Origin of the sequence: Halomonas sp. N3-2A, from assembly GCF_002216165.1 — a bacterium.
Taxonomy (GTDB): domain Bacteria; phylum Pseudomonadota; class Gammaproteobacteria; order Pseudomonadales; family Halomonadaceae; genus Vreelandella.
In genome coordinates this window covers 1,618,591-1,639,359 of sequence record NZ_CP022286.1, presented here as the reverse complement: position 1 = coordinate 1,639,359, position 20,769 = coordinate 1,618,591, and the positions used below count along the sequence as shown (strand labels likewise).

Here is a 20,769-nt window from a genome sequence, read left to right as displayed (position 1 = left end):
TTTGAATATTGTCAGAGTCACCTATATCAGTGCAAGCATTTCACTCTTATACATTCGCTATAGTCTCTTTACTGTAGCGTAAATAGGCCATAAAAAAACGCCATGGCGAGTGGCCATGGCGTTTAGCGTGTTGCATGCAGGTGTGAGTGCGCTACGAAGCCTGTTTCGCGGGTGCGCCGTGAGCGACGTAATAATCCACCTTGGAACGTGGCAAAGGTTCACGTCCACGGATGCGGTCAGCAATTTTCTCCGCCAGCATAATAGTAGGCGCGTTTAGGTTGCCGGTAGGGATCACCGGGAACAGCGAGGCATCGACGACGCGCAGGCCTTCGAGCCCATGTACGCGGCCTTGGCTATCGGTCACTGCCATCTCGCCTTCGCCCATGCGGCAACTGCCACACGGGTGATAAGCCGTTTCAGCGTGTTGCTTGACGAAGTTATCGAGTTCTTCATCACTTTGTACGCTAGGGCCAGGTGAAATTTCACGGCCGCGGTACTTATCAAACGCTGGTTGCGCGATGATGTCGCGGGTTAAGCGAATCGCATCGCGGAACTCTTGCCAATCTTTCTCTTTGGCCATGTAGTTAAACAAGATGCTGGGTGCCGCGTGTGGGTCTTTCGAGGTTAAGCGAATTCGTCCACGGCTTTCCGAGCGCATCGAGCCAACGTGGGCCTGGAAGCCATGTGCCTGGACGGCGCTTTTACCGTTGTAACTGATCGCGATGGGCAGGAAGTGGTACTGCAGGTTTGGCCACTCTTCCTCATCATTGCTACGAATAAAACCGCAGGATTCAAACTGGTTGCTGGCGCCAACGCCAGTACCTTTAAATAACCACTCGGCACCAATTTTTGGCTGGTTGTACCATTTCAGCGCTGGATACAGCGAAATAGGCTCTTTGCATTCGTACTGAATGTACATCTCAAGGTGGTCCTGGAGATTTTCGCCTACGCCGGGTAGCTCATGGACGACTGAAATGCCTAATTCCCGAAGCCATTCGGGGTTGCCTACGCCAGAGCGCTGAAGAATCTGTGGTGAGGCAATGGCACCGCCACACAGCAGCACTTCCCGGCGAGCGCGGGCCTTGTGTGGCTGACCTTTCTGCTCGTAACGCACGCCAACGGCACGTTTGCCATCAAATTCAATCACATCGGTGACTGCGTGGGTTTCAATGGTCAGGTTACTGCGCTGCTTGGCAGTGTCCAGGTAGCCGCGTGCAGTCGATGCACGGCGTCCCTTGGGCGTGACGAAACGGTCCATCGGGCCAAAGCCCTCTTGCTGGTAGCCGTTAACGTCCTCGGTTTCTGGATAGCCCGCTTGTTTCCCTGCTTCGATAAACGTGCGGTAAAGCGGATTATTGCCAGCTTTCGGCGTGGTCACGCTGACCGGGCCGTCGCCGCCGTGGTAATCATTAGGGCCAATATCGCGGGTTTCGCACTTTTTGAAATAGGGCAGGCAACTGAGGTAATCCCACTCTTCCAAGCCGGGTTGCTTGGCCCAGTTATCGTAATCCAAGGCGTTGCCGCGGATATAGCACATGCCATTGATCAGTGAAGAGCCGCCCAGGCCTTTGCCTCGGCCACACTCCATACGGCGGCCATCCATATACGGTTCGGGATCGGTTTCAAATGCCCAGTTGTAGCGTTTGCCTTGTAGCGGGTAGGCCAGTGCGGCAGGCATTTGGGTGCGAAAATCGAAACGGTAATCGGGGCCGCCTGCTTCAAGCAGCAAAACGCTGACGTCACTGTCTTCGGTGAGGCGGGTAGCCAGTACATTGCCGGCCGAGCCTGCACCGATAATGATGTAATCAAATTCGCGTGATTGAGACATGCTTTTACCTTGGAGGAGCCGAATGATGGGTAATGAGCCGGTAGGCATAAAAGAGATACTTCTCTTCGATATACCTACCGAGAGCGTCCATTACTTCGATTAGAACACCGACTCAAACGGCCCCATCTCGATCTGTACGGACTTGGTCTGGGTGTAGTGATTGAGCGTCTCGACGCCGTTCTCACGGCCAATGCCCGACTCTTTGTAACCACCTACCGGCATCTCAGAAGGAGACTCGCCCCAGGTGTTGATCCAGCAAATGCCGGCTTCCAACTGGTGAATAACTCGGTGAGCACGGTTTAAGCTTTCGCTAAACACACCCGCCGCTAGACCGTATTTGGTGTCATTAGCGCGACGAATAACGTCATCTTCGTCTTCAAAGGCGAGTACGGACATTACTGGGCCAAAAATCTCTTCTCTTACGATACGCATATCGTCAGTGCAATCGGTGAAGATGGTGGGCGCAGCCCAAGCCCCCTTCGCCCAATCACCGCTATTCCACGCATCGCCGCCTGCCAATACTCGCGCGCCTTGCTCTTTACCCAGGGCAATATAGGAAAGCACTTTTTGCTGATGCTCAAAGCTTACTAGCGGGCCGAAGTTAACGCTGGGGTCCATCGGGTCGCCCGCTTTGATACGCTGAACACGTTCAGCCAGCTTCGCCTCAAAGGCGTCTTTGACGCTGCGCTCCACGAACACGCGAGTGCCGTTAGTGCAAATCTGGCCGCTGGAGTAGAAGTTGGCCATCATGGCGGCATCGGCGGCACGATCTAAATCAGCATCGCCAAACACGATCAGCGGAGATTTACCGCCTAGTTCCATGGTGACGTCTTTCAGCGTAGAGCCACCAGCAGCGGCCATCACTTTTTTGCCCGTGCCGACTTCGCCAGTAAACGATACCTTGGCGATACCAGGGTGCTCCGTCAGCATCGCGCCAACGCGGCCATCGCCTTGAACGACATTGAAAACACCGTTAGGCAGGCCTGCCTCAGTGAAAATTTCAGCCAGTTTGATAGCGGTTAGCGGTGTTACTTCACTAGGCTTAAATACAATGGCGTTGCCCGCTGCCAACGCCGGTGCGGCTTTCCAGCAGGCGATTTGAATGGGGTAGTTCCAGGCGCCAATGGCACCAATGACGCCGAGTGGCTCGCGACGGGTATACACAAAGGAGCTATCACGCAGCGGAATCTGGCTGCCTTCGATAGCGGGGGCAAGGCCAGCGTAGTACTCCAGGGCATCGGCACCCGTCACAATATCGACACTGGCGGTTTCACTAATAGGCTTGCCGGTATTTTGAGTTTCCAACTCGGCAAGCTCATCGTTTCGTTCTCTTAACAGTGCAACAGCGCGCAGCAGAACACGTGAGCGCTCCATGCCCGTCATCGAAGCCCATTGACGCTGCCCGCGTTGGGCGGCTTCTACAGCGCTATCAACATCAGCTTGGCTTGCCTGACCAATCGTGGCAAGGAGGCTGCCATCGTAGGGGTTTGAAACGGTAAATGTCTCGCCTGAAGTGGCGTCTACCGGACGACCATCAATATAAAGTGGCTGAATATCTTGAGCGGCCATGTTGGTCTCCTTACTGTGTATCTGCAGTGGATGCACGTTGTTGGCATCCATGATGAATAAGCAATTGGTCGAGATAGGTGTGCGCAAGATGTCGCGCTTCAGCGGCATCGAGCCCTTCTGGGGTAAGTGCACCACGCAGCCATAGACCATCAATCATCGCAGCCAACCCGCGGGCGGCATTACGAGCGTCTGCGCGGGGCATGACGCGCTGGAATTGATGACATAAATTGGCGTACAAACGGCGGTCGTTAACATTCTGTAGCCGCTGAAGCACGGGCTTATGCATGCTGCTAGCCCAAAAGGCGAGCCATGTTTTGGCGGCAGGGCCGGTCACCTGGGTGCGATCAAAGTTACCTTCGATGATGGCGCCAATATGAGCTCGGGGGGAGTCGTCTTCTAACGCACGGCGGCGTGCTGCAACGGCGTCACTAAGATCGGTCAAGATCTGCCGCATCGTTGCTTCCAGCAGGCCATCCTTGCCGCCAAAGTAGTGACTAATAATGCCCGCCGAAACGCCAGCATGACGGGCAATTCGCATGACGGTTGCTTCTGCTAAACCAACTTCGTCAATGGCCGCCATGGTAGCCTTAATTAACTGCTGGCGGCGTATCGGTTCCATTCCCACCTTAGGCACAGCTATCTCCTACTGACGTTGAATGCCCATTGGCTCCTGTCCTTGAAAACCAGGAGTAGGCATGATTACCTGGGTATGATGACATTTTTTTATTGAACGTTCAATCAATAAAAGCCTGCGTTGTTTTCTCGTCTCTACGACTGTTGCGTATAGGGCGTGTTCATATAAAACCGATAATGGGGAAGATCAACATGAAACGGAAATACACACGAAGCCTAAGTACATTACTGCTGACTGCCTGTTTACCGGCAGCTGCCTATGCTAATGAGTGTAGTAGTGTTCGCTTTGCAGAAGTGGGTTGGACTGATATTACAGCAACGACAGCATTGGCTAGTGAAGTACTGGAAGCACTTGGTTATGAAACGCGTGTCGATACTGTCTCGGTGCCGATTGCTTATGCGGGCATGAGTAATAATGATTTTGACGTCTTTTTAGGTAACTGGATGCCATCGATGGCATCTATCAGCGACCCCTATGTGGAGCGTGGCGAGGTTGAGCGCTTAGCGGTCAACCTTGAGGGAGCTAAGTACACCCTGGCAGTGCCCCAATATGTCTATGATGCGGGCGTGACCTCCGTTAATGATCTGGCAGAGCATGCTGATCAGTTTGAGCAGCGTTTACACGGCATTGAAGCTGGCAATGATGGTAACGAGCTGATTGAGCAAATGATTGATGATAGCGCCTATGGGCTAGGTGATTGGCAAGTCATCGATTCGAGCGAGGCGGGTATGCTGGCTGAGCTTCGCGCGAGGGTACCCAATGAAAAATGGATGGTGTTTTTGGGTTGGGAACCGCATCCAATGAATACTAATTTTGATATGGCGTATTTATCTGATGCTGGCGACTATTTTGGCCCTAACCTGGGGGGCGCAACCGTACATACCAATACTCGTGCGGGGTTTGTTGAAGCGTGCCCTAATGTCGGTGAATTGCTAAAAAATATGACATTCACCCTGGAAATGGAAAACCAACTGATGAGTGCCATTATGGACGATGGGGTAGACCCGCGAGAGGCAGCACGCAGTTACCTCAATGAAAACGATGATGTGCTAGCAGCATGGCTCGAAGGGGTGACTACTCGAGCTGGCGAAGAAGCACTGCCAGCAGTCCAAGCAGCTTTATAAGCACACTATTCACTTAACAGGGTAGTTGAATGAAAGGCAGGTCGTTTTTGGCTTGCCTTTCATAGTTAAGATAGGCATAATCTGCACCCGTTGATGAGGGAAAGGCTACGTAGCTCAGCTGGTTAGAGCACATCACTCATAATGATGGGGTCCCCTGTTCAAATCAGGGCGTAGCCACCACATCAGCATTAGTACACTCACTTAGAAATATCAGAGTGTACCGTTATGGTGGCCCCTTAGGTCCTCCCGCAACGCTAAACTGCAAACCCCGCCAGGCCCGGAAGGGAGCAACGGTAGTGGTGGCTGCGTGTGCCGGGATGTGGCTTTTGGGGCCGCCTCCATTTCTAGTGCCGTTTCCGGCCTGTTTTGGCATAAATTCCGATCAAAATGACATGATTTGCGGTCTCTCGTGACATAACCTGATTTTGTAGTAAACCTACTCAATGAGGTGTTGTCATGTACAGGCGCAAACTCCGTCACTCCCGTGTCAAGAACCTCTACAAATTTGCTAGCTTCAAAACTGCCTCTGCTCATACTGTAGAGTCTTCCCTAGAGTTAGATGCCTGCTACCACCTTGAATACTCCCCTCAAGTTAAGTCTTTTATTGCCCCGCCGCAAACAGTGAGGGCGCTTGATAGGAAGCACCCTCATGGTAACGGTAATGAGGATGCTTTTTTTAAAACTCGACGGTCGCCGAAAGCTTGAAGGTGCGCGGTTCGCCTTGAATCAAATAATTCGCAAAGGACGTCGAAGCACCTGACCAGTAATTTTCGTCGGTAATGTTGTCGATACCTGCGCGCCAGATCCAGTCAGCGCCACCGACCGGTGTGGTGTAGCGCAGGCCAAGATCGAGGCGTGTCCAGGAATCCAGTTTCAAGTCGTTGGCCACATCAGCGTACTGCGAGCCCGTGTGCAGGATACGCCCAGTGGCAGTGAGACGCTCAATGAAGGGGGTATCCCACTCGCCACCGAACACAAAGCGATACTCTGGAACGCCCGTGGCGACATTACCTTCATTGCCATCCTGTGTTTTGGTAAGTTCGGCATCTATCCAGGTCGCACTGCTGAACAGGCGCACTCCTGTCATCGGCTCACCGTATAGGCTTAGTTCCAAGCCGCGATTACGCTGCTCGTTATCCAGGCTGCCTACGCCATCGACGACCGCTGCAGAGGGCAGCTCGATCTGGAACAGGCTAATGCCACCGCCTAGGTGGCCGTAGTCGAACTTAGCGCCTACCTCGTGTTGCTCGGCATGGGCAATACCCAAGTGCTGACCAAAGTTCACCGCTGTGGTATCGGTGACCGTGCCGCCATTCTGCAATGCTTCGACGTAGTTGGCGTAAAGAGAGATATTGTCAGTGGTCTTGAACACCGCGCCGACGGCGGGTGTCACCCGACGATCGGCATAGCGATTGCTGCTACCGTCGTTAGGGCGTTCGTCGATCTCAAGTTCCTGATAACGTGCGCCCAGTGTCAGTAAAAGCCGGTCATCAATGAATCCAAGCGTATCGCTCAGCGTGCCCCCTTGGGAGCGCGTGCGCGTCACACTACCGCCCACGAAAGGCGTGCCATCTGGGCGAGATAAATCGACAGGATCGTAGATGTTGGTCGTGCCAGCCGCGAGGAAGTTCCAGTCGGTGTCGAACTTGCGATAGGCGCTAGAGTAGCCGAAGGTGATGTCATGGCTGACCGGGCCGGTCAGCACGTAGCCACGGAGCCCCACCTGGCTGGCAATGTTGTCAATGTGGTTATCGGTTTCGAAGTCATTGACCCTGGCGTTACCCGCGTCATTGGTAAGGCGCGGAGTCGCCGACACAATGCCTTCGAGCGTGCGGTTACCCCCCAAGGCCGCGAAAGCGGTCCAGGTGTTGGTGAGGTCATATTCGCCCCTGACCATGCCGAAGTTAGTTTCTAGCTCAGTCCCACCGAAAGAGGGGGTGTAGTTCAACGATGAATCCGGCGCAGCGGGTATCTGAGTTGCCGCGCCGGTATTAACGCTTGAGCGGCCACTATCAAGGGTGAGTTTTTGATGGCCGACATCGAACAGTATTCGGCCTTGATCGCCACGGTAGTCGAGCCCAACGACGACGGAGGTATCGCGCTGAGCTTCGCCATCAATGGCGGTGTCACCACGGCCGCGCACGGCACTTATCCGTGCCCCCCATTGCTGCTGATCACCATACCGCTGGCTAGCATCGACGCCCACTTCGCCATAGCCATCGGAGCGGTAACCACTGGATAGATTGAGCATCGGGTCATCACCGGCATGCTTGGGCTCGATGTTGATGGTGCCACCGATTCCGCCGCTCCCGCCGACAGGTATGCCCGACGTAAAGGCGCTGGCGCCTTTGAAGACTTCGACGCGCTCAGCAAGGTCGCTGTTGATGATTTGTCGTGGCAGCACGCCGTATAGACCGCCGTAAGCCACGTCGTCACCGGCCAAGTTAAAGCCGCGTACCTTGTACGCTTCGCCATAGATGCCGAAGCCCAGTCCTACCGATATCGAGGCATCGTTCTGAAGCGTATTGCCCAGTGTCTGGGATTGCTGGTTCTCCATCAGCTCACTGGTATAGCTGATGACGTTGAAAGGCACGTCCATCGCGTCCTTTTCACCGATCAACCCTACGCGGCCACCCGCCGCGATTTGGCCTCCGGCGAAGGCTGGCGGTGGTGTATCTCCGTAGGTAGGCATGGAGCCCGTGACGGTGACGGTATCCAAGGACTGATTGGCAGTGCTCGTCTGCGCCCAGGCGCTCGCAGGCGTGATACCCATTGCGATCAGTGTTAGCGCGCGCAGCAGCTGAGCTTTGCGGCGCTTAGCCGCTGTGTTGAAAGTGTTCCCAAGAGACATAGTGTCGATCCGATCATTTTTACAGCAGCGCCGAGCCGCCACGTTTTTATGAAACTGATGTAAGAAAGCGGAGGGCTTGGCTGCCGTGCCGTGGTCACCCCTCAAGCATAGGCCTACATGATAAACAAAATGAGATGTATTAGCATCTGCGGGTGATATTTTTTCCGTACCCGCCTTGCAAAAAAAGGGTATTGGCGTCTAAATGTGATGCCTATTTTCTTTCTGATGCTCTCGCTGCTATGTGTTATCGGTCGATGCTCTCTTTCGTGGCCCGCTGCTGTTTATCAGCCGCTTGCTTGTTGCCCTTGTCGAATGCCCACGCACAGTGGGCCACCATCAACTGGACCATTGCCGAAACGCTACTGGCCATTGACGCGCCGCTGAGCGGTACCGCCCAACAAAATGGCTACCATGAGTGGGTAGGGGAGCCAAGGATCCCCGACGGCGTTGAAGATCTTGGTCTGCGATCACAGCCCAACCTCGAGCTCATGGCGCAATCGCCACCGACGCAAACGTTCATTTCGCCGATGTTCGCTGGACTGACGGAGCGTCTGGAGAGAATTGCCCCGGTCACGTCGTTTTCCCCCTATTCACCTGGTACTCATACCTGGCAAGAGATACAAACACTTACCCGTCAGCTAGGTGAGCTAACCGGCCACCGGCTGCAGGCAGCGCAGTTAATCAGCGAAACGCATACGTTGATGAACACGCTTCGCCAACAGCACCCCGATGCGCCACCGTTACTGATGGTACAATTTATGGATGCCCGTCATGTAAGGGTTTTTGGTGATAACAGTCTCTACAACGCTGTGCTTGAACAAATTAATCTGACCAATGCCTGGGACCGGCCCACCAACGCCTGGGGATTTTCACTATCAGCTATCGAAGCACTCTACGATTACCCCGAGGCAACCCTAGTCATTGTTGACCCAGTGCCAACCGGTGTTGAAGACGCATTGGCGAAAAGTGGTTTATGGCAACATTTGCCCAGCGTTAAAAACGCCAATTTATTGCGTTTACCGCCAGCATGGAGTTTTGGAGCGCTGCCTTCCGGGCAACGCTTTGCTCGGGAGTTGGTTGCTGCGCTCGCGTCTCAGCCACGACGTTGACGCACGTCGCTATACGGGCGCTGTTCCTGAGATGGCGCCTGGGGGTGAATAGCCAGTAAAAGTGCTAGCCGACGGCAGGGCATGTACCCCACAAGAGGAAATCGGAAGGAGGTGTTACGTTTGTTCCACTCAGTATCTATACGTATTTGAGTTCTGTCGTGCTAGTTCTAGTGTGCCATAAATTGATTCTGCTACCGTGTGATGATGATACCAGTCTACCTATTGGACTGAGGTTGAGCGCTATACTATCTCACAAGCTCCGTGATCATTTTGAGGGATATCTTAGGGAACTGGCTATCTAGTAGGACATACAAGCTCTATTCCAGTTTCAAAGACTCGTTATGGCTTAATGCTATCTATCGATAAAAGCTATCTACCTAATTTTCTCTTAGTTAATTAATCGAGCATCGCTGCTATGCTGTTATTTATATAAGTTACTCGCTGAAGCCATGAGCACCCTGGCAGAGGTATGTAATCGATGTCATATGAAATAACGCTTAAGCGCATATATGCGCCGATAGAGGATCACGACGGCACTCGCGTGTTGGTTGATCGGTTATACCCTAACGGGCTGTCTTCAAGCTTCCTTGCACTGAATGAATGGTACCCGGAGATAGCTCCTGCATCTCAACTATGCCGTCAGTATCGTCAGCAAAAAATCAGTAAACCACGCTTTCTTGAGCGTTATAGCAGTGAGCTGAAGGCGTGCCCTGATAAGCTACTGCCTTTAATGATATTCGCACGCGCGGGGCGAGTGACCCTGCTCACTGCCGCTCGTCAAATTGACGATTCCCACCTTCCAGTAATCAAAGAGCTGGTGCTATCAGCGCTCGAAGAGGAAGACGCGAGTGATCGTGAATTTTGCTCATCGCCCTGCCTGGCGCACACATTACCCACTTCTCAACGTTAGACCGTTTGCTTCACGCGTCATCATTGGGCTTGATGATGACTGGTTTAGTGCCCCTGTAGGCCAGTGCACCTAATGTTAATCGCTTAATAAGCCCAGATAACCGCAAACAAAATACCCCATCCCAGAGCACTGGCAGCCATAATTGTGTAAGTGGCTGAGATAGTAGCAACATCAACTTCTTGCTGCGTGCAGAGTGCTTGTAAACCGTGGTAAATCAAGCTGCAAGAGATACCCAGCCCGCTGAGTATAATCACGACATTAAAAAATAAGTTGGGTACCAGGAGTGCCAACGACGAGGCAAATAAAGGCAGTGGTGCAAGCCCGGCAAGCAAATAGGCATCTTGATAGCTGATAGATAGCTCTTCAGTTCCATTGACTACAGCGTAGATTACCCACCCGATAACAAAAAAACTCACTATCTCTGCAAGGAAAATAATGGAGGTGATAAAACGCCACTCTCGGTCAGCAAAGCCCACCATAAATGTATCGCCGTAATGGTTGCCCGCATAATAGAGCAGTATTGGCGGCAAGAGCGACATAGGTAAAACTACCCGCCACGCTAGTAAAGGAATGGAGGGGCAGGAAGTCTGTAACTCTTTCCAGCCTTCACGATGGTTGAAGGGTAATTTGAGAAAAGTGAGTGCTCGCACTTCAGGACTCCCTTGGAAGTGTAATTTCAATGATTAGGTGCTCTAAATTAGCGAGTTAGCCATAGTTGAGTATGTGGTAAACAGAGTTGGGAAAATGACTAAAAAAATTAAGTGTGCTGTGTGGCATTTCGGTTAGTTGCTGAACAATAGAGGCACTGTCCGAATCCAATCGACGCGAACAGTACCGTGCTACAGATGACTCTAACGTTTAGTGCTTGGCACTCTGTAAAGCCTGTTCTTCGATGTCTCTATCAACAGAAGAGACGTAGTACTCGTCATCGAAAGCGCCTTCTGGCTCCTTGAGCCACACCAAGCAGATAACCCAACTGATGAAAGCGCCGGTGGCGATGATGTAGAAGAACTGCGATGGAGTGACAAACGTAAAGATGGTTAGGTAAACCACCGCGCCAACATTACCGTAAGCGCCGGCCATACCGGATATCTGCCCAGTGATGCGGCGCTTGATGGAGGGAATGATACCGAAGGTTGCTCCCTCGGCCCCTTGCACGAAAATCGAGGTGCCGATGGTCACCGCAATGGCCAGAATGAGCGGCCAACTTGAATTGAGCATGGCCATCAGCAAGAACCCAACGCTAATGCCAAACATGTAGCACAGCATTACAAAACGCCGGTTGCCCATGCGGTCGGAAACCATGCCGCCCATGGGGCGCGCCACCAGATTGACGAACGCGAATGATGCAGCAATCAGGCCAGCCGTAGCAGCATTCAGGCCCCAAGTCTCCTCAAAGAACATGGGCAGCATCGACACCACCGCCAGTTCAGCGCCGAAGTTGGCAAAATAGGTGCTGTTAAGCGCCGCCACACTGTTGAACGAGTACTTATCGTCCTCCGGTACCCCCTTACGCAGGATCGGTAGGTTGACTCTTAAGATCTGGACAATTTGATAGATGACGATCGCGATAATGGCTAGATAAGCGATGACGGCACCCGTAACCGATAAATAGCCCATATATTGAATTCGCCAGACTAGAATGGCGAGTACGCCGACCAGTGGGATCGTCCAGATGATCAGCTTGATCATATCGCCCCAGGAACTCACTTCCATGGCAGCGGATTTGCGTGGTTTCCGGTGAGCCTGGGCATCCGGGCCATCGGTAATCGCGAACCAGTAGTAAACACCGTAAGCGGCCATAACAATAGCGCTTTGGGCGATTGCCCAGCGCCAGCCATCGGCGCCGCCGTACATGCTTAGGGCGATGGTCGGCAGCGACATGGCCGCGACGGCGGAGCCGAAGTTACCCCAGCCAGCGTAGAAGCCTTCGGCGAAGCCGATGTCCTTGGGCTTGAACCACAGCGCTGTCATGTGGATACCGACCACGAAGCTGGCACCAATCGAGCTCAGTACCAGGCGTGCCACTAGTAGCTGCGTCATGCTGTTACCGAAAGCAAACGCCAGCGCCGGTAGCGACATAGTGACCATGAGCACCGAGAACACCCGTCGCGGGCCGAATCGATCCAGTGCCATACCAACGATGATACGCGCGGGAATCGTTAAGGCGACGTTGCAGATGGCGAACAGCTTGAGATCATCCGTGGTTAGCCAGTCGACGCTCTTGAGCATGCTCGACGCGAGCGGCGCCATGTTGAACCACACGTAAAAGGTAATAAAGAAGGCAATCCAGGTCAGGTGCAAGGCCCGAATTTCGGGGCTGCGAAACTTGAATACAGCGGAAACTTTCATGGTCGTATCGTCCTGTGTCCCAAATGTGGTCTATGCCAAAGGGAGGGAGAGGCTACTCAAGGGCTGGGTAGGATCAATAAGGGACACTCGGCGCGCCGGGCTAGGAACGAGCTGACGCTGCCAAATGTCATGTAGTCGAGTTCATCAACAAAATAAGTCAACGACTTGGCGATGATGCCGCCGTCCGGCTGATGGCTATGGCGGGCAATCACTAGTAGGTCTGGCAAGAGTTTGCGAGTGGCCTGAAGCAGCATCTTGCGTGCGTCACCCTCGGCAAGAAGCTGCTCGGCTTGGAAGCCCTCGCCGATAGCGAACGCCATACCCTCCTGAAGGTGCTGTTTAACCTCATCGTGCTCCTGCTGAAACAGCACCTCGTTGTTATCGGTAGCGTCGAGTGGGTTTTCCACCACGCCGACCAGTATCAGCAGAGGTTGGTTACAGCGGAACATATTGACGACCTGAGCAAGAGCCAGCTTGGCGTTTCGCGAACCGTCATAGGCGATCATGATTTTCATGGTGTCCTCCCGCAGTGGGGTAGGGGGAAAAGACCCGGCGCTTGGCTCCGGGCGTAAAGAAGCAAGCTATATTTAGGAGTTGTTAACCTAGCTCACGGGTTCTTAACGTAGGCACTCTTGCGTAGATAGAACCACCAGTTGATGACCAGGCAGATGGTGTAGAAGACCGCAAAGCCATACATGGCAAGTTCTGGTGTGCCGGCCTGGATTTGCTCGCCCATTACCCGCGGGGCGATGAAGGCGCCATAGGCAGCGACGGCAGAGGTCCAGCCAAGAACCGGGCCTTTCTGCTGCTGGTCGAAAATCACCCCGATGCTGCGGAAGGTAGAGCCGTTGCCGATACCACTGGCGGCGAATAACACGATGAATAGCAGCAGGAATAGCCAGAAGAATTGATTAGGATCGGTGGCGTTATAGGCCTGCATCATCACGTAGCCAGTGGCGACAGAGGCGACCACCATGACCGCAGAGATTATTTGGGTAACGATGGAGCCGCCCACTTTGTCGGAGATCCATCCGCCCAGCGGACGAATCAGAGCGCCCACGAAGGGGCCTATCCAGGCCCAGGTTAAAGCGCTGGGCGCCTCTGGGTTGGCCACGCGAATCAGCGTGCCATCGGCAGTCGCTTCCATCATGTTGCCGAAGATGACGTTGATAGAGAGCGGCAGTGCTGCAGAGAAGCCAATAAAGGAGCCGAAGGTCAGGATATAGAGAATGGTCATTGACCAGGTGTGCTTATTGGAAAATATCGCGAACTGCTTCTGGATATTGGGCTTGATGTCGCCAGGAATCAGACGCAACAACACCAGGGTCAGAACAATGGTTAGCGGTAGGGCAATCCACATATTAAGCCAGCCGAGCGCTAACATACCGACGATGGCAGTTACCATGCCGACGCCGTAGAGGCCCAATATTTTGCTGAAAGCCGCCAGCGGCGAACCAGGGTTGGGCGTAATAGTGCGGAGATTGTTCATGCCGAACCAACCGGCGAACGCTAATGGGATCAGGAATACGAGCCAAATAAAGCCAGCATTCTGGATCCAGGTGTCGGTCCCTGCTTCGATCCGACCAATCAACGTACCGCTAGCGCTTTGCAATTCCATTGGCGAACCGGCCATAGCGCCAAAAATGCCGACGGTCATTACCAGTGGGATGACAATCTGCATGGTAGTGACGCCGAAATTACCCAGGCCTGCATTCATGCCCAGGGCGTAACCTTGCTGTTTGCTGGGATAAAAAGTGGAAATGTTGCTCATTGAACAAGCGAAGTTACCGCCACCGATACCGGAAAGTAGCGCCAACGCCTGGAATACCCAAAACGGCGTGCCTGGGTTCATCAAGGCGATACCAGTGCCGGCAGCGGGGATCATCAATAGCGCGGTGGTCAGGAAGATAGTGTTACGCCCGCCAGCGATGCGGATCATGAACGATGCTGGGATGCGCAGTGTGGCACCTGCTAGACCGGCAAGCGCTGTTAGTGAAAATAGTTGGTTAACCGTGAACGAAAAACCCAGGTTCTGCATCTGGGTGGTAATCATTCCCCACATCATCCAGACAGCGAATCCCATCAGCAGGCTGGGAATGGATATCCATAGGTTGCGGTTGGCAATGTGCTTGCCTTCCTGTTCCCAGAATTGGGCGTCTTCGACATTCCATTTCTCAATGTCGGCATTTCTCTTGCTCATGGCGATTTCCCCTTGGCATCGAACCTTTCTGCATCTAGCAGTTAGCAAGCAAGATACGCTGGAGGAAGAAATTGGGAAATAGGTGAAAATAACATGAAAAACAGCGACATACCTATTGAGAGGTAGTCGCTGAAAAACCTGGGTTGATTGATTTTAAAGAGAAAAAATCGACAGGGGGTAAAGGCGGGTCAGAGCAAAAGTACTCTGGGAGTCTTTGGAGGTAACCACACAGAACCGACTAGTGATCGATACCTTCCTGGACTGCCCAGACGGCGGCTTCGACACGCGAGCGTAAGTTGAGCTTTTTGAGCAGATGCTTGACGTGAACCTTGACCGTGCCTTCGGTAATATCCAGCTTGCGCGCGATGAGCTTGTTGGAGAGCCCGCCAGCCAGCTGTTGCAGAATTTCGCGCTCACGCTGGGTTAGGCTATGAATATCCGGAGTGGTGGGGGCATTGCGCTGATTACGCAGCGCTTCAGCGAGTAGGGCGGTTAGACTTTCGCTGATGACCATGCGTCCCAAAGCAGCCTGACGCAGCTGGCGCACCATGTCTTCAGGCTCCATATCCTTTAGCAGATAACCGTCGGCACCGTTGCGCAGCGCTGCGACCACATCATCCTCATGGTCGGAAACAGTGAACATCACCACACGGCCGCTATAGTTGGCTTCCCGTAGGCGGCGCAAGGCTTCTAAGCCATTAACGCCCGGCATGTTTAAATCCAGTAAAACCAAGTCAGGCTCCAGTTTAAGAGCCAGTGCAATGCCCTCTTCAGGGTCGCCCGTCTCGCCAACCAGTTCAAGATCGTCCTCTAGTTCAAGCAGCTGTATCACGCCACGCCGCAGTAGTGGGTGGTCATCAATAATCATCAGGCTGGCGGGTGTATCGTTGGCGGTGGTCAGCGTCATTAAGAAGCCCCTGTACCTAAGTGAGAGTCTGAGGCAGCCGTTACAGGCTGCTGCTGAATTAAGCGAGCGGTCAACGGGGTGAAGACTATCTCAATGCTGGCCCCCCCTGCGGGGCGATTGGTGATACTCAGCTCCCCGTTCAGGGTAGTAGTTCGGTCGCGTATGATCACCAAACCGTAGTGCATGGGTGGCGAGCTATCGTCTTCCAGGCCTATGCCATCATCTTCAATACGCACTAGCAGTCGAGCATCGGCAAAGCGCACAGTGACTCCAGCCCAGTGGGCTTGGGCGTGCTTGTGGGTATTGGCCAGCGCCTCGCGAATGATCTGCAGCACGTGAATTTCTTCATTGGGGTTAAGTAGATAAGGCGGCACATCGTAGTCAAGCTCGACTGTTATCTCCATTCGCTGGCTAAACTCTTCGATGGTTTGGCGTAAGGCAAATTGCAGCCCTGGCCCCTCTAGTTTGAGCCGGAAGGTAGTAAGCAGTTCACGCAGTTGACGATAGGCACTGTTTAAACCGGTACGCAGCTCGTCGAATACCGCAGACTGCATCTCTCGAGAGGCGTCTTTTTGCTGCATACGTTCGAGTCGCGCAACCTGCATCTTTAGATAAGAGAGCGATTGGGCTAGCGAGTCGTGAAGTTCGCGGGCAATGATGGTCCGCTCGTTGATCAGCGTGACGTGCTGCTGCTCCTCGATACGCCGTTGCAGGTACACTGCCGTGGCGAGCTGGTCGGCTAACATGGTGAGTAACCGGCGGGTGCTATCGTTGAGCCGCTCCTGGTGATACCACACTTCCAGGGTGCCAAGCAGCGTGTCACCGACGCTAATCGGTAGCAGTAAGCACTGTGACTGGTTATTGGACAGCACCTCCAAGGGGCGAGGATCAATCAGGCAGGCGTGGCACTCCTGGTCACGGCAATACTCTGGCCGGGTACGCGAGTGGGTTTCTAAAACCGGCATTTCCCGTTGGTCGAAAGGGTCGTTTAGGGAAAGCCGAATCGGCCCGATATCCAGCAGCTTTTCCAGTTCGCGCAGCATAGGTGCTGCGCTAGAGCAAAGGTCGTTACCGCCGCCATACAGCGAACGGCTAGCATCATGCATGACTCGCAGCGCCTGATTGCTGCGCTCAAGTTCCTGTTTCTTGCGCGATACCTTGTCTTCTAATGCGGCGTAGCTGGTGGCCAGCTCGGCAGACATCTTATTAAAGGTGTGGCCCAGCAAAGCCAGCTCATCACTGCCGCGTAGCTCTGAACGTGGCTTGAAATTACGCTGCGCCGCCTCGCGGGCAAGCACCATCAGTTGGCGCAGCGGCACTACCAGGTTATGGCGAACATCGTAAAGGGCTATCGAAACCACAATAGCGATCAGTACCAGAAAAAGCAGTTGCATCACCCCCAGTAGCCGCACCTTAGCTTCGGTGCTCTGCTCCAGATAGGTCACTAGCACTTCAATGTCACTGACCATCTCAACGATCATCATTTCTAGCGTAGCGAGGTCTAGCGCCGTGGCAGCGGCCGGAGCCTCCAGTGCTGGGCGCAGCGAGTGCTGCCAGTAGTTCTGAAGTTTTTCCAGTTGACGGCGGCGCTCATGACGATCATCAATGGGGATCGTTTGTTGTAGCGTTGTGCCATACAAACGTTGATCGAAGCTCGAAATCAGTCCTTCGAGCTGTTCTGCGCTTGTCTCCTCTGGAGCATACTCCAGGCGTTGCAAGGCTCCCATAATCTGATAGGCATTCATGCGTAATGAGCCAGCGACATTAATGGCAGCCGCATCGCCACGACTGCTGTTAGACATTGCCATGGTCAGGGTGATACTGATGAGTGCCATCCCGCTAATGGCAAGCAGGGACGCAATGATGCGAGCAACCAGGGAGCGCTGAAGTAATTTCATGGCATTTCCGATAGCGCGAAAGAGGTAAGAGAGTGTGGCACTGTCTGCATTTCGATACGAGGGCTATTCCTTTGGGGTTAGCCAGCCTACCTCCGATGCCTTTTTGACCTACGCCCAGTATTTACCGACAATTCTGGCATGTCTTCCGATGTCTTTATACCCTCGCTGGGAAACGCCATGCCATCATCTGTGCCGCCTCCCACGTTGGAGACATCCACACAGCCAGTAAATGGTTATCAGTTGCTGGTAGCCATGCTGCTAATGCCGTTGGCAAGCGCTTTAGCGGTGGCGAGCTGGACACTTTATGGCCTGCTCGCAAAGCAGCCTGTCTATGTGTTGTTACCGTTGATGTGTGGTGTGTTATTGGCGTGGCCAGCCTGGTATATCGCCAAACGGGGCGACACCTGCCGCGTGATGCAGTGGCTATTATTGGGGCTAGCGTTGGCGCTGGGCGGGTTTGGAATGGCTAGCCAGCCGTGGGAGTTTTTGTTGGTGGGGGCTGGGCTTGGGCTGGGAGGGGCGGTGATTGCCACCGGCATCGCCCACGCCCAAGGCTGGATGCCTGGCCGCTGGGTGTGTCTTTGTGTCGTCCTTTTTCTGGTGTTAGCGGCAGGCGTCGGGCTTTCCCTGCGAATAGCACCTCTGGTCGTCCAAGCCTATGGTTGGCGGGCGGCGCCACTTAGCCTGCTGATCCCTCTGTTTATGGTAATGCTGCTGCTGTGGCTTTTCGTAGCGTCACCCGAGTGATGCCGCCTATTAGCCTGACTTGTTCATTCTTGCCGACTGATTCTTAACTACTAGCGATAGGGCTCATTTTATGACCACCGATTTTATGACTATAGCGACGTTTGCCGATTTACTGCGGGAAGCACGTAAACAACCTAAGCCCCAGCGCCTGCTGTTTGTGTTCGTGCGCGCAGAGCTGCCCGATTTCCCCGATGCTGAACAGCGCCGTCGCTTCGAGCAGGGTGAAGGGGGTGTGTTGGTGCCGGTAGTCTGCGTAGATAAGTCGACGCAGGAATTGACCAGTATGGCGGCGTTGGTCGAGGAGTCACGCCGTACCGAGATCGAATGGGATCTAGTTTTCAGCGCTGCCATGGACGACCCAAAAGATGATGCCGAGGTTGAACGGCAACTCCAGCGTATGATGGAGTCGCTGCAAATGGGTAGTATCACCGCCTATCTTGCCTTCGATCATCACGGCAATGCGGTTAACGTCGGCTAGGGACGGTTACCATGGAGCACTATTTCCTTATCAAGCACCTGCACATGACGGCCGCTGCGCTGAGCATCACGCTCTTCGTAGTGCGCGCCTGGTGGTCGGTGCAGGAAAGTCCGCGACTCAACGCCCGTTGGGCCAAGGTATTGCCTCATCTTATTGATACGGCTCTGTTGGGGCTGGGGGTGACTTTAATGGTATTGCTTTCCGTATGGCCCTGGCAGCTTCCCTGGCTTGGCGCCAAGCTATTAGCACTGCTGGCCTATATCGGTATTGGCACCATTGCGATTAAACGTGGGGCGACGCCAGCGGTACGAGCCCTAGCCGCGGTAGTGGCGGTGGTTATCTTCGCCTATATGGTGGGGGCCGCTATTCACCACAGCCCGCTATCCTGGTTGGCCTGATTATTTCAGCATTCTTAAGTATTGGCGAAGTACTTCGGCATTGTTGTGGCGCTCCTCCTTGGAGGCGAACACCAGAGTAACTCGCTCTTTCCTGGCACGTTGTGCAAGGTCACGAAGAGTCTCGCGACAGGACGTTAATTCTTTGAGATAGCGTCGACGGAAGTCATTCCAATCGAGTGAACCATTATGAAACGCTTTGCGAAGCTCGCTGCTCGGTGCAATTTCCTTACGCCACTCATTAATTTTAGCATCCTCCTTGGACACCCCGCGTGGCCAGATACCATCGACGAGAACACGATAACCATCCTTGTTGTGTGGTGAGTCGTAGGCACGCTTTAATTCGATTTCCATAGCCACCTCCGTATTACTTTGGCCTCTGTTTAAGCCTAGTAAAGTTGAGCAGGGGTTCATAGGACCCCCTGCCTTTAATAGGTAGCCAAGAACTAGGTGGCCCTTACCGGCCATTATTAAGCTGCGTCGAGTGGGCGTGAGGGGCCAAAGTGCTCAAAGTGTCGGCGATCTTCGTCAACCCCCAGTTCGGACAAAGCGCTGTTAATCGCTGTCATAAATCCTTGAGGGCCGACGAAATAGCAGCGTGCCTTAAGATCAGGCAGGTAGTGAGCTAATAAGCTGCGGTCGATACGACCAATATGTTCGGCTTCATTGCCGCGCTCATGAATGCGGACAGCCTTAAGGCGTTGAGGATACTCGCTCTTCAGTGCGTCTAATTCACCTTTAAAGGCCTGATGTTCGGCATCCAGGGCAGCGTGTAGATAGATGACTTGCCGCCCAAGGGACAAGGCATGTCTTGCCATGGGGAGCAGGGGCGTTTGCCCAACGCCGCCGCTGGCAAGCAGCAGAGGTTCGTCACCTTCAATCAGCGTGAGGTCACCTGCTGGTGGTAATAGTTCCAAGGTGTCGCCCGGTTGTAAGGCATCGTGGAAGTGGCGGCTGACTTGGCCCTGTTCTTCGCGTTTGATCGAGATTCGATAGCTTTGACCATTCGGCGTGTCTGAGAGGCTGTAATGCCGATAAACCAGCTCGCCATTAATGGTTAGACGTACACCGATATACTGACCTGGCTCATGGTCAGCCACCCGACCACCATCCTCGGGTTCAAGGATAAACGATCGAATTAAAGCACTTTCCTGCTGGGTACTGGCAATCTTGAAACGGCGTGTGCCACGCCATCCGCCTGGGCGCTGTTCAAACTCTCGATAGCGCTGATCTTCCAGGTCGATCAACAGGGCGGCAAGTTCGTTATATAGAGCGCCCCACGCATCGGCAATTTCCGGGGTGACAGCTTCTCCCAGCACCTCGCCAATCGCCGCCAGTAGGCATTCACCGACAATTGGATACTGTTCGGGAAGAATGCCTAGCGAGATGTGTTTGCTAACCACGACATCAAGGGTTGCGCGCGCCTGAGCAGGGTTGCTGCGCAATTGAACATAGGCCAACACGGCGTTGGCCAGTGCGCGGGGCTGACCACCGCTTTGCTGGTGTACCTCATTAAAGAGGGGCTTAACCTCTGGATAGCGGGTGAACATCAGTGGATAGAAGCGTTGGGTAATCGCATTCAGGTGTTCGGCCACGATGGGGGCTGTCGCGTTAATCAGCTTTTCCTGCTCATGTGTTAGCACTGTTACTACCTCGATACTTTAAGATGTATTAGAGATGCATCTTAAATCCACAGGCCTTTAAATGCTAGCCATAAGATGTATTTTTGATGCATGTCATGGTCTTTGTTGGTGGCTAGGCGCACAC

The 20,769-nt window shown here is 53.7% G+C and carries 18 protein-coding genes, 1 tRNA gene and 1 other RNA gene; 8 read left to right on the top strand and 12 right to left on the bottom strand.

Annotation, left to right across the window (positions count from 1 at the left end; all coding sequences use genetic code 11):
• Positions 1–151: 151 nt before the first annotated feature.
• From betA to betI, 3 genes are all read right to left on the bottom strand, one after another.
• Positions 152–1,828: a choline dehydrogenase gene (betA, locus tag CEK60_RS07745; RefSeq protein WP_089038532.1), complete on the bottom strand. Its 1,677-nt coding sequence runs from the start codon at positions 1,826–1,828 to the stop codon at positions 152–154.
• A gap of 99 nt (positions 1,829–1,927) precedes the next feature.
• Entirely contained in the window at positions 1,928–3,397 is a 1,470-nt protein-coding gene (betB, locus tag CEK60_RS07740; RefSeq protein WP_089038531.1) for a betaine-aldehyde dehydrogenase, read from the bottom strand.
• Positions 3,398–3,407: 10 nt separating this feature from the next.
• Complete coding sequence (gene betI, locus CEK60_RS07735) at positions 3,408–4,031, bottom strand: transcriptional regulator BetI (protein WP_193059614.1); 624 nt, start codon at positions 4,029–4,031, stop codon at positions 3,408–3,410.
• Positions 4,032–4,222: 191 nt separating this feature from the next.
• Here betI and CEK60_RS07730 point away from each other — a divergent pair, with 191 nt between their 5' ends.
• From CEK60_RS07730 to ffs, 3 genes are all read left to right on the top strand, one after another.
• The gene (locus CEK60_RS07730; protein WP_089038530.1) at positions 4,223–5,155 is read left to right on the top strand and encodes a choline ABC transporter substrate-binding protein; all 933 of its coding nucleotides are present in this window, start codon (positions 4,223–4,225) and stop codon (positions 5,153–5,155) included.
• A 103-nt stretch (positions 5,156–5,258) separates the two neighbouring features.
• Positions 5,259–5,335: transfer RNA gene (locus CEK60_RS07725), tRNA-Met, on the top strand.
• Between the two features lie 55 nt (positions 5,336–5,390).
• Positions 5,391–5,487, top strand: an RNA gene (gene ffs / locus CEK60_RS07720) — signal recognition particle sRNA small type.
• Between the two features lie 344 nt (positions 5,488–5,831).
• On the opposite strand, the gene CEK60_RS07715 is transcribed toward ffs, so the two are convergent.
• Positions 5,832–8,006, bottom strand: coding sequence for a TonB-dependent receptor (locus tag CEK60_RS07715; protein ID WP_089038529.1), 2,175 nt, complete (start codon positions 8,004–8,006; stop codon positions 5,832–5,834).
• 254 nt (positions 8,007–8,260) lie between these two features.
• Between CEK60_RS07715 and CEK60_RS07710 the strand changes: the two genes are divergently transcribed.
• Positions 8,261–9,115, top strand: a complete 855-nt coding sequence (locus CEK60_RS07710) for an iron-siderophore ABC transporter substrate-binding protein (RefSeq protein WP_089038528.1) — start codon at positions 8,261–8,263, stop codon at positions 9,113–9,115.
• Between the two features lie 478 nt (positions 9,116–9,593).
• Positions 9,594–10,025: a DUF488 domain-containing protein gene (locus tag CEK60_RS07705; RefSeq protein ID WP_089038527.1), complete on the top strand. Its 432-nt coding sequence runs from the start codon at positions 9,594–9,596 to the stop codon at positions 10,023–10,025.
• 83 nt (positions 10,026–10,108) lie between these two features.
• On the opposite strand, the gene CEK60_RS07700 is transcribed toward CEK60_RS07705, so the two are convergent.
• From CEK60_RS07700 to CEK60_RS07675, 6 genes are all read right to left on the bottom strand, one after another.
• Positions 10,109–10,675 carry a YIP1 family protein gene (locus CEK60_RS07700; protein WP_232471486.1) on the bottom strand — a complete coding sequence of 189 codons (567 nt, stop codon included), beginning with the start codon at positions 10,673–10,675 and terminating at the stop codon, positions 10,109–10,111.
• Between the two features lie 208 nt (positions 10,676–10,883).
• Positions 10,884–12,377: an MFS transporter gene (locus CEK60_RS07695; RefSeq protein ID WP_089038525.1), complete on the bottom strand. Its 1,494-nt coding sequence runs from the start codon at positions 12,375–12,377 to the stop codon at positions 10,884–10,886.
• A gap of 56 nt (positions 12,378–12,433) precedes the next feature.
• Entirely contained in the window at positions 12,434–12,892 is a 459-nt protein-coding gene (locus CEK60_RS07690) for a universal stress protein (protein ID WP_089038524.1), read from the bottom strand.
• Positions 12,893–12,984: 92 nt separating this feature from the next.
• Positions 12,985–14,577, bottom strand: coding sequence for an antiporter (locus CEK60_RS07685; RefSeq protein WP_089038523.1), 1,593 nt, complete (start codon positions 14,575–14,577; stop codon positions 12,985–12,987).
• Positions 14,578–14,815: 238 nt separating this feature from the next.
• Complete coding sequence (narL, locus tag CEK60_RS07680; protein ID WP_083023291.1) at positions 14,816–15,484, bottom strand: two-component system response regulator NarL; 669 nt, start codon at positions 15,482–15,484, stop codon at positions 14,816–14,818.
• Positions 15,484–17,382: a type IV pili methyl-accepting chemotaxis transducer N-terminal domain-containing protein gene (locus CEK60_RS07675; protein WP_089038522.1), complete on the bottom strand. Its 1,899-nt coding sequence runs from the start codon at positions 17,380–17,382 to the stop codon at positions 15,484–15,486. The genes narL and CEK60_RS07675 overlap by 1 nt, the downstream gene beginning before the upstream one ends.
• 177 nt (positions 17,383–17,559) lie before the next feature.
• On the opposite strand from CEK60_RS07675, the gene CEK60_RS07670 reads away from it, so the two are divergent.
• The 3 genes from CEK60_RS07670 to CEK60_RS07660 all read left to right on the top strand — a co-directional run bounded on the left by CEK60_RS07670 (position 17,560) and on the right by CEK60_RS07660 (position 19,005).
• A complete protein-coding gene (locus CEK60_RS07670) occupies positions 17,560–18,129 on the top strand; it encodes a hypothetical protein (RefSeq protein ID WP_232471485.1) in 570 nt (189 codons plus the stop codon).
• Positions 18,130–18,199: 70 nt separating this feature from the next.
• Complete coding sequence (locus tag CEK60_RS07665) at positions 18,200–18,607, top strand: ribonucleotide reductase subunit alpha (protein ID WP_232471484.1); 408 nt, start codon at positions 18,200–18,202, stop codon at positions 18,605–18,607.
• Between the two features lie 11 nt (positions 18,608–18,618).
• Complete coding sequence (locus CEK60_RS07660) at positions 18,619–19,005, top strand: SirB2 family protein (RefSeq protein WP_089038520.1); 387 nt, start codon at positions 18,619–18,621, stop codon at positions 19,003–19,005.
• Here the strand turns inward: CEK60_RS07660 and CEK60_RS07655 are convergent, their stop codons facing one another.
• Positions 19,006–19,356, bottom strand: a complete 351-nt coding sequence (locus CEK60_RS07655) for a DUF488 domain-containing protein (protein WP_089038519.1) — start codon at positions 19,354–19,356, stop codon at positions 19,006–19,008.
• Positions 19,357–19,472: 116 nt separating this feature from the next.
• The gene (gene hmpA / locus CEK60_RS07650; RefSeq protein WP_089038518.1) at positions 19,473–20,645 is read right to left on the bottom strand and encodes an NO-inducible flavohemoprotein; all 1,173 of its coding nucleotides are present in this window, start codon (positions 20,643–20,645) and stop codon (positions 19,473–19,475) included.
• Between the last annotated feature and the right edge of the window lie 124 nt (positions 20,646–20,769).